The organism is Variovorax sp. 20P10.2.4 (assembly GCF_058244205.1).
In genome coordinates this window covers 1-7,913 of the sequence record NZ_JBZAYE010000336.1, presented here as the reverse complement: position 1 = coordinate 7,913, position 7,913 = coordinate 1, and the positions used below count along the sequence as shown (strand labels likewise).

At 71.0% G+C, this 7,913-nt stretch carries 8 protein-coding genes; 5 read left to right on the top strand and 3 right to left on the bottom strand.

What is annotated here, in order from left to right; all coding sequences use genetic code 11:
- Positions 1-741, bottom strand: a 741-nt coding sequence (locus AC27VN_RS25835; RefSeq protein ID WP_490878371.1) for an NUDIX hydrolase, incomplete at its 3' end; no start/stop codon positions are given.
- Between the two features lie 83 nt (positions 742-824).
- Here AC27VN_RS25835 and AC27VN_RS25830 point away from each other — a divergent pair.
- The 3 genes from AC27VN_RS25830 to AC27VN_RS25820 are packed head-to-tail and all read left to right on the top strand — an operon-like array spanning position 825 to position 3,194.
- On the top strand, positions 825-1,670 hold the full coding sequence (locus tag AC27VN_RS25830) for a TIGR02452 family protein (RefSeq protein ID WP_490878370.1): 846 nt from the start codon (positions 825-827) through the stop codon (positions 1,668-1,670).
- A 38-nt stretch (positions 1,671-1,708) separates the two neighbouring features.
- On the top strand, positions 1,709-2,275 hold the full coding sequence (ybiA, locus tag AC27VN_RS25825; RefSeq protein WP_490878369.1) for a riboflavin biosynthesis intermediates N-glycosidase: 567 nt from the start codon (positions 1,709-1,711) through the stop codon (positions 2,273-2,275).
- 4 nt (positions 2,276-2,279) lie between these two features.
- Complete coding sequence (locus tag AC27VN_RS25820; RefSeq protein WP_490878368.1) at positions 2,280-3,194, top strand: ADP-ribosylglycohydrolase family protein; 915 nt, start codon at positions 2,280-2,282, stop codon at positions 3,192-3,194.
- An 8-nt stretch (positions 3,195-3,202) separates the two neighbouring features.
- Here the strand turns inward: AC27VN_RS25820 and AC27VN_RS25815 are convergent, their stop codons facing one another.
- Positions 3,203-3,664, bottom strand: a complete 462-nt coding sequence (locus AC27VN_RS25815) for an Lrp/AsnC family transcriptional regulator (RefSeq protein WP_064262233.1) — start codon at positions 3,662-3,664, stop codon at positions 3,203-3,205.
- A gap of 101 nt (positions 3,665-3,765) precedes the next feature.
- Between AC27VN_RS25815 and AC27VN_RS25810 the strand changes: the two genes are divergently transcribed.
- The gene (locus tag AC27VN_RS25810; protein ID WP_490878367.1) at positions 3,766-6,036 is read left to right on the top strand and encodes an aminotransferase class V-fold PLP-dependent enzyme; all 2,271 of its coding nucleotides are present in this window, start codon (positions 3,766-3,768) and stop codon (positions 6,034-6,036) included.
- Between the two features lie 76 nt (positions 6,037-6,112).
- Positions 6,113-6,667, top strand: coding sequence for a DsbC family protein (locus tag AC27VN_RS25805; protein ID WP_490878366.1), 555 nt, complete (start codon positions 6,113-6,115; stop codon positions 6,665-6,667).
- A gap of 4 nt (positions 6,668-6,671) precedes the next feature.
- Here the strand turns inward: AC27VN_RS25805 and AC27VN_RS25800 are convergent.
- Positions 6,672-7,913, bottom strand: a 1,242-nt coding sequence (locus AC27VN_RS25800; protein ID WP_490878365.1) for a serine hydrolase domain-containing protein, incomplete at its 5' end; no start/stop codon positions are given.

Genomic DNA, 7,913 nt, shown 5'->3' with positions numbered 1-7,913 from the left:
GGGCCGGGCATTGAAGGTGCGCGGGAACAGCGCCGCCTGCGAGCGGTCGCGCAGCCGGTAGCTCATCGCCGGGCGCCCCGGCCCGCCCGCGAGCATGCCAGCCTCCTCCATGAAGCCGCCGTCGAGCATGCGCTTGCGGAACGCGCTCTTGTCGACCGGGCGCCCGAGCACGACCTCGTAGGTGTGCTGCAGCGCCGGCAGCGTGAACGGCTCCTCGAGCAGGAAGGCCGGCAGCGAGGTGTATTCGACCTTGCTGCGCAGCCGCGCCACCGCCGCCGCAAGCAGCTCGCCATGGTCGAAGGCCAGCCGCTTGCGCAGCGCCGCCTCGACCTCGAACCACGCCACCTCGGCCGCGTTGGCGCCGCCGCGCAGCTGCATCGCCTGCGCCGGGATCAGCGCATAGAAGCAATGCGTGGCCGACCAGCCGCGCGGATCGCGCTTCGCCCCGCCCCAGCTGCCGAGCTGCTCGAGGTAGGGCGTGACCACGCCGGTCTTCTCGCGCAGCTTGCGCAGCGCGCAGTCGAGCAGCGTCGCGTCCTCGTCGACATTCACGAAGCCGCCCGGCAGCGCCCAGCGTCCCGGATAGGGCTCGGCGCTGTCGGCGGGGCGGCGCACCAGCAGGACTTGCAGCGTGTCGTCGAGCACGGTGAACATGGCCACGTCGACGGTGACGAGGGGGCGGGGAAAGTCGAGCGACGGAAAGGTCGATGCGGAGGCGTTCACGAAGGACTTGACGAGCATTCGATTAGTTGTACTATACAACCCTTATTAGTTGCACAGAACAACTAACAATCAGAGCCAACAAAACAACAAGAAGGAAAGACATGAACAGGGCACAACGCGCCAAGCTCGCGCACGAAACACTGGAGATCCTCGACCGCGGCACCTACGCCACCGCGGAAGGCCGCACGATCGGCCTCGAGAAGGAGATCGCCGCCTGCCTCGCGCAAACGCGCTACTTCGACGAGGCACAGGCCGGCGAGCTCGTGCGGCAGGTCGAACGCTCGGCCACCGGGCCGCACCGCGCCACCATCGAGGTCGTCAACGAGACCACCCTGGCCGGCATCTCGCGCCTCTCGGCGACGGGCCGCCATCGCATCGCCGCACTGAACTTCGCCTCCGCGCGCCATCCCGGCGGCGGCTTTCTCGGCGGGAGCCTCGCGCAAGAGGAGTCGCTGGCCACCAGCTCGGCGCTGTACGCATCGCTGCTGCGCGCACCGCAGTTCCACGAGACACATCGGGCGGCGCCTTCGCTGCTCTATTCGCACGCGATGGTCGTCTCGCCCGACTGCCCCGTCTTCCGCCACGACGACGCGAGCCTGATGGAGCGACCCGAGGCCGCCACCTTCATCACCTGCGCCGCGCCGAACGCGGGTGCGATCGCGCGAAACCAGCCCGACGCGCTGCCGCAGATTCCGCAGGTACTCCAGGCGCGCGTGGCGTGCGTGCTGGCGCTCGCCGCCCGGCAGGCGTGCGATGCGCTGGTGCTCGGTGCCTGGGGCTGCGGCGTCTTCCGCAACGATCCGCGGGTCGTTGCGCAGGCGTTCCGTCATCACCTGGGCGCCGACAGCCCGTGGGCGACGCGCTTCGAGCGGATCGTCTTCGCGGTGCTCGATACCTCGGCGCAGCAGGAAACCTTCGCGGCGTTCCAGGACATCCTGGCCGCCTGATTCGCGCCCATGCCGGCGCTTCGATGAAAAGAAACACCATGCCCCCCTCTCTTTCGATCCACACCCGCACCGCCCTGATCGAGCGCATCGCCCAAGGCTTCGAACCCCGCTACCTGCTGTTCTGGGGCCACCAGCCCGAGAAGGACGGCAGCGCCGGCAAGGGCTGCTTCAGCCAGTGGTTCGAGGCGCCGTTCGAGATCGAGGGCGTGCGCTACGCGACGGCCGAGCACTTCATGATGTCCGGCAAGGCCCGGCTGTTCGGCGACACCGAGGTCCTGGGCCAGGTGCTCGCCGCGCGCACGCCGGCCGAGGCCAAGAAGCTGGGCCGCGCGGTGCGCGGTTTCGACGACACGGCCTGGAAGCACGCGGCCTTCGACCTGGTCGTGCAGGGCAACCTCGCGAAGTTCTCGCAGCACGCGGCGATGGGCGAATTCCTGCTGCGCACCGGCGAGCAGGTGCTGGTGGAAGCCAGCCCCTACGACGCGATCTGGGGCATCGGCATGGCCGCGAGCCATGCCGACGCCCGCGAGCCGGCGCGCTGGCGCGGCCAGAACCTGCTGGGCTTCGCGCTGATGGCCGTGCGCGACCGGCTGCGGGTGGGCTGAAACCATGACGACCTCGATGGAAGACCGCTTCCGCGGCGCCCTGCTCGGCCTGGCCTGCGGCGATGCCGTGGGCACGCGCGTGGAATTCAGCCCGCGCGGCAGCTTCGTGCCCGTCACCGGCATGCAGGGCGGCGGGCCCTTCGGCCTCGCGCCCGGCGAATGGACCGACGACACCTCGATGGCGCTGTGCCTCGCGGCCAGCCTGATCCATTGCCGCGGCTTCGATGCCGTCGACCAGATGAACCGCTACTGCAACTGGCGCAGCGTGGGCTACATGAGCAGCAACGGGCGCTGCTTCGACATCGGCATCACGGTGTCGAACGCGCTCTCGCGCTACCTCGCGAACGGCGACCCCTTCGCGGGCGATCCCGATCCGCGCACCGCCGGCAACGGCGCGCTGATGCGGCTCGCGCCGGTCGCGATGTTCGGCGTGGCCGATACGCCCGCGCTGCTGCGGCTTGCCGCCGACAGCACGCGCACCACGCACGGCGCGGCCGAGGCCATCGCCTGCTCGCGCTTGTTCGCGCTGCAGCTGCAGGCCGCGCTGCGCGGCGAGGACAAGGCGTCGATCCTCGCGCCGCGCGACCTCGGCGAAGCACCGAGCCCCGGCGTGGCCGCGCTCGCGGCGGGCCGCTGGCGCGACAAGCCGCGCGACGCGATCAAGGGCTCGGGCTATTGCGTGGAATCGCTCGAGGCGGCGCTGTGGTGCTTCGCGCAGGCCGACTCCTTCGAGGAAGCGATCCTCGCGGCCGCCAACCTCGGCGACGACGCCGACACCACGGCCGCGATCTGCGGCCAGCTCGCGGGCGCCTTCCACGGCGTGGCGGGCATTCCGGTGCCATGGCTGGCCACGCTCGCGATGCGCGACGAGATCGACGCGATGGCGCGCGCGCTGTTCGCGCTCGCCCAGCCAGCCTGATCCCTTCGCTACTGCGCGTACGACAGCGGCAGCGCGGTCGTGAACTTGATCTCCTCCATCGCGAAGCTGGAACTGACGTCGAACAGCTCGGTGTCGGCGATCAGCCGCTTGTAGACCTTGTCGTAGGCCGCGATGTCGGGCACCACCACGCGCAGCAGGTAGTCGATCTCGCCGCTCATGCGATAGAACTCGACGATCTCGGGGATCACGTCGACCACGGCCTTGAAGCGATCGAACCAGGCCTGCGTGTGGGTGCTGGTGCGCACGGCGACGAACACCGTCACGCCGACGTTGACCTTCTGCGGATCGACCAACATCACGTTGCGCGTGATCACGCCGGCCTCCTTGAGCCGCTGGATGCGGCGCCAGCACGGCGTCTGAGACAGGCCGACCTGGCTCGCGAGATCGGCGATCTGGCGCCCGGCGTCGAGCTGCAGCAGCTCGAGAATCTTCCTGTCTATGGCGTCCAATTTTATCTTTGCCATGAAAAATAGAATCTGATTCTCAAAATACAGGAAAATCGAGTCTACAACGCAAGCCTTTTCCTGTCGCGACTTCGCAGAATCGAGGCATGGACATCTACCTCGACGCCAACGCCACCACCCCCGTTCTGCCCCAGGCCCGCGAGGCCGCGCTGGCCGCCATGGCCGGCGATTTCGGCAACCCCAGCAGCATCCACAACACCGGCCTTAAGGCCCGGGCGCTGATGGACGCGGTGCGTGAGCGCGCCCGCCGCGCGATCGGCGCGCCCACGGGGCGGCTGCTGTTCCTCAGCGGCGCGACCGAGGGCATCCAGACCGCCGTGCTGTCGGCCCTGAACGCGCTGCGCGCGCGGCGCCAGGCCGGCGAGAGCGTGCCCGAGCTGCTGCTCTACGGCGCCACCGAGCACAAGGCCGTGCCCGAGGCGCTGCGCCACTGGAACGCGCTGCTGGGCCTCGACCTCGAGGTGCTGGCGATTCCCGTGGGCCGCAACGGCCGCCACGACCTCGACTGGCTGCGCGCGCACGCGCCGCGCGCCGGCATGGTCTGCACCATGGCCGCCAACAACGAGACCGGCGTGGTCAGCGACCTCGACGGCATCGCGGCCGCGCTGGTCTGCAGCCCGGCGCTGTGGATGGTCGACAGCGTGCAGGCACTCGGCAAGCTGCCGCTGCGCCTGGGCGAGCGGCCGATCGACTACGCGCCCTTCTCGGGCCACAAGCTCTATGCGCCCAAGGGCATCGGCCTGCTCTACGTGCGCGAGGGCGCGCCCTTCACGCCGCTGATGGCCGGCGGCGGCCAGGAGGATTCGCTGCGCTCGGGCACCGAGAACATGTCGGGCATCGCCGCGCTCGGCGCGGTGCTGGCCGCGCTGGAGGAAGGCTTCACGTTCCGCCGTGCCGACGCGCTCGCGGCCTGCCGCGATCGCCTGGCCGCCGCGCTGGCCGAGGCTTTCCCGGGCCTGGTCTTCAATGCGCCGAGCGCGCTGTGCCTGCCGACCACGCTGAACTTCTCGGTGCCGGGCCTGAGCTCCAAGCTGCTGCTGGACCTGTTCGACGCGGCCGACATGCGCGTGAGCGGCGGCTCGGCCTGCGGCGCGGCGAAGGCCCGGCCCAGCGACGTGCTCGAGGCGATGGGGCTGCCCGCCTGGCAGACCGCGTCGGCGGTGCGGCTGTCCTTCGGTCCGGCCAGCGACGATGCCTTCATCGACGAGGCCTGCGCGCGCATCCGCGCCTGCGGCGAGTCGCTGCGCCAGAGCTGCCTGGGGCCGGTGCCGCAGAACGAGGCGCAGCCACCCGAGCGCCTGACCCGCTTCGTGGTGGACGGCGCCTGCTGCTACCTGCTGGCCGATGCCGAGAGCCGGCGCTGCGTGGTCATCGATCCGCTGCCCGAACTGAACGCGCAGCTGACCCAATGGCTCGGCTGCCACGGCTACACGCTGGCGGCCGTGCTCGACACCCACAGCCATGGCGACCATGCCTCCTCGGGGCCCGAACTGCGCGCCGCCGTGCCGGCGCAGCAGCTGGCATCGGGCGCGGTGGACGCGCTCGGCTGGCCCGAAGGCGCGACGCAGATCGCGCTCGGCGCGCTGCGCCTCACGCGGCTGGCCGTGCCGGGCCACACCGCCGACTCCACCGTCTACCTGCTGCGCGACGCTAAGGGGCTGCGCCTGGCCTTCGTCGGCGACACCGTGATGCCTGGCGCGCTGGGCCGCAGCGATTTCGCGCAGAGCCGGCCGCTGGCCTTCGGCCCGTCGCTGCTGAAGCTGCAGCGCGCCCTCAAGCCCGATACGCTGCTGCTGCCGGGCCACGACTACGACGACCGCTTCGCGAGCACGCTGGTCACCGAGCGCATGGCCCAGCCGCTGCTCGACGACGTGCTCGACGGCCACCTCGACGCGGAGGGCTTCGCGAGCGCGAAGGCGGCGCTCGAGCGCGACCTCGGGCTCACCGAGTCCCGGACCATGGCCTGCGGCGCGCGGGTCGACCGCTGCGCCGGCAGCGGCACGCCCGAGCTGTCGCCCGAGGCCTCGGCCGCGCTGCTGCGCAAGCATCCGGGCCTGCTGCTGGTCGACGTGCGCGAGCCCTACGAGCAGCGGCTCGGCCAGCCCGGCGTGCTCGATGCCGCGCGACGCCAGGCGGTGCCGCTCTCGCGGCTGCTCAACGCCCTGCCCGACTGGCTGGCGCTGCCGAACGAAACACCGATCCTGTTCTTCTGCCGCAGCGGCAACCGCAGCGCGCAGGCGGCACGCGCGCTGCGCCGCCTCGGCCATGCGCAGGCCTGGAGCCTCGCGGGCGGTCTCGCGCTGTGGCCGCGCCATGCCGCGGACGAAATGCGCACCTTGCACGACGCAGCGCATTGATGCGCACGCGGTCGGGGAACCTTCGCCGCTTGCCCGAACCGCATCCACGCTCACAACGATGTCAGGGACCGTCTCGATGAACCTCCGCCGCCGCCTTCTGCTCGCCACCTGCACCTGGGGTGCCACCGCCACCATGGTCCATGCCCAGACGCGGCGCGACGATGTCGCGGGCCGCTTCAAGAAGATCGAGGGCTTCGACTTCGACAAGCTGCCGCTCCGGGACGCGATCACGCTGGTCCATGGCAACGGCAAGCGCCGCATCGCGGTGTTCTCCGATCCGCGCTGCGGCCACTGCCAGCGCGTCGACAAGGACCTGAAGGCGATCGGCAACGTCACCGTCCATGTCTTCCTCTACCCGGTGCTCGGCGAGGAATCGGTGGTCAAGGCGCGCAACATCCTCTGCAGCGCCCGACCGGCCATGAACTGGGAGCAATGGATCGAGAAGGGCATCGACCCCGGCGCGCCCGCGGGCCGCTGCGATGCCTCGGCGCTGCAGCGCAACGCGGCGCTGGGCAAGCGCTACGACGTGAGCGGCACGCCCACGCTGATCTTCGGCGACGGCACGCGCGTGCCGGGCGCGATACGGGCGGCGTGGATCGAGCAGTTGCTCGACGCCGCCGAGCGTCGCTGAGGCCCTAGTCCACCAGCGCGCCTTCGCGCACCCTGCGCCCGACGACCTGCGCGCCGCCCTGCGACAGCGTCACGCCCACCACCTGCCCACCCTCGCGCTGGAACACGATCTGCGCGCCGATCTCGCCCACCGTGAAGCGGTCGGTGCCGATCGGCTTGAGCGGGTTGTAGCCACGGCCGCTCTCGCGCACCAGCAGGCGGCCGCCGCGCACGGTGAAGTCGAGCGACTTGGATTTCGTGACGCGGTACTCGCCGCGGTACTCGGCCAGCCGGTCGGCATCGACCGGCACCTCGACCGTGGGCACCGGGTAGCGGCTCTTGCCGATCGCCAGCATCACGCGCTGCAGCGGCGCGCGCGTGTTGCTGCTCAGGAGGATCATGGCCTCGCCGGTGTCGGGCGCGAGCAGCCACAGGGTGCGGTAGCCCTCGGTGACGCCCGCGTGGTAGTAGGTGCGGCGAGCGCCCTCGGCGCCGCGCACCATCACCGCATAGCCGATCTCGGCGCCCTCGTAACTGGCCAGCGGCGTGAGCAGCCGCACCGCGGCCGGCCCGAACGGACCGCTGGCGCCGGCGAGGATGGCGCGGCTGAAGACCATCATGTCGGCCGCGGTGGAACGCAGCGCGGCGATCGGCGCATAGGCCTTCATGTCGAGCAGCGACTGGCGCCGGTCGCCCGCGAAGGCCGGCGCCATGCGCGAGGCCTTGTCGCCGAGCAGGATCACGGTGTCGTTCATGCCCAGCGGCTCGGTGATGCGCGCGCGCACCAACTCGCTCCAGGTCGTGTTGTAGCGGTCGGCCACCAGCAGGCCGACCAGCGCCATGCCGTAGTTGCTGTACGCGCCCGCGCAGGGCGGCGCGGCGCCCAGCAGCTTGATGCGCGGCAGCGCGTCGTAGAGCTCCTGGCGTTCGAAGGCGCGCATCTGCGAGGCCAGCGCCGGGCCGCCGGTCACGCCGTCGGCCATCACCGGCATGCAGCCGGTGTGGGTCACCAGCTGCCGCAGCGTGACCGAGGCCACCGCCGGCGACAGCGGCGCCTTGATCTTGCCGGCCATCAACTGGCCCAGGTTGTCGTCGAGCTTCATGTCGCCGCGCTCCACCGCCTGCGCGAGCAGCAGGCCGGTGAAGACCTTGGTGACCGAGCCGATCTCGAACATCGGCTGCTCGGCGCTCTCGGAAGACAGCGCGCGCGGCGGCGTCGGCGGCTCGGGGTTGTAGGCCGCGCCGTAGCTGGCCTTGCCGCCGCGCAG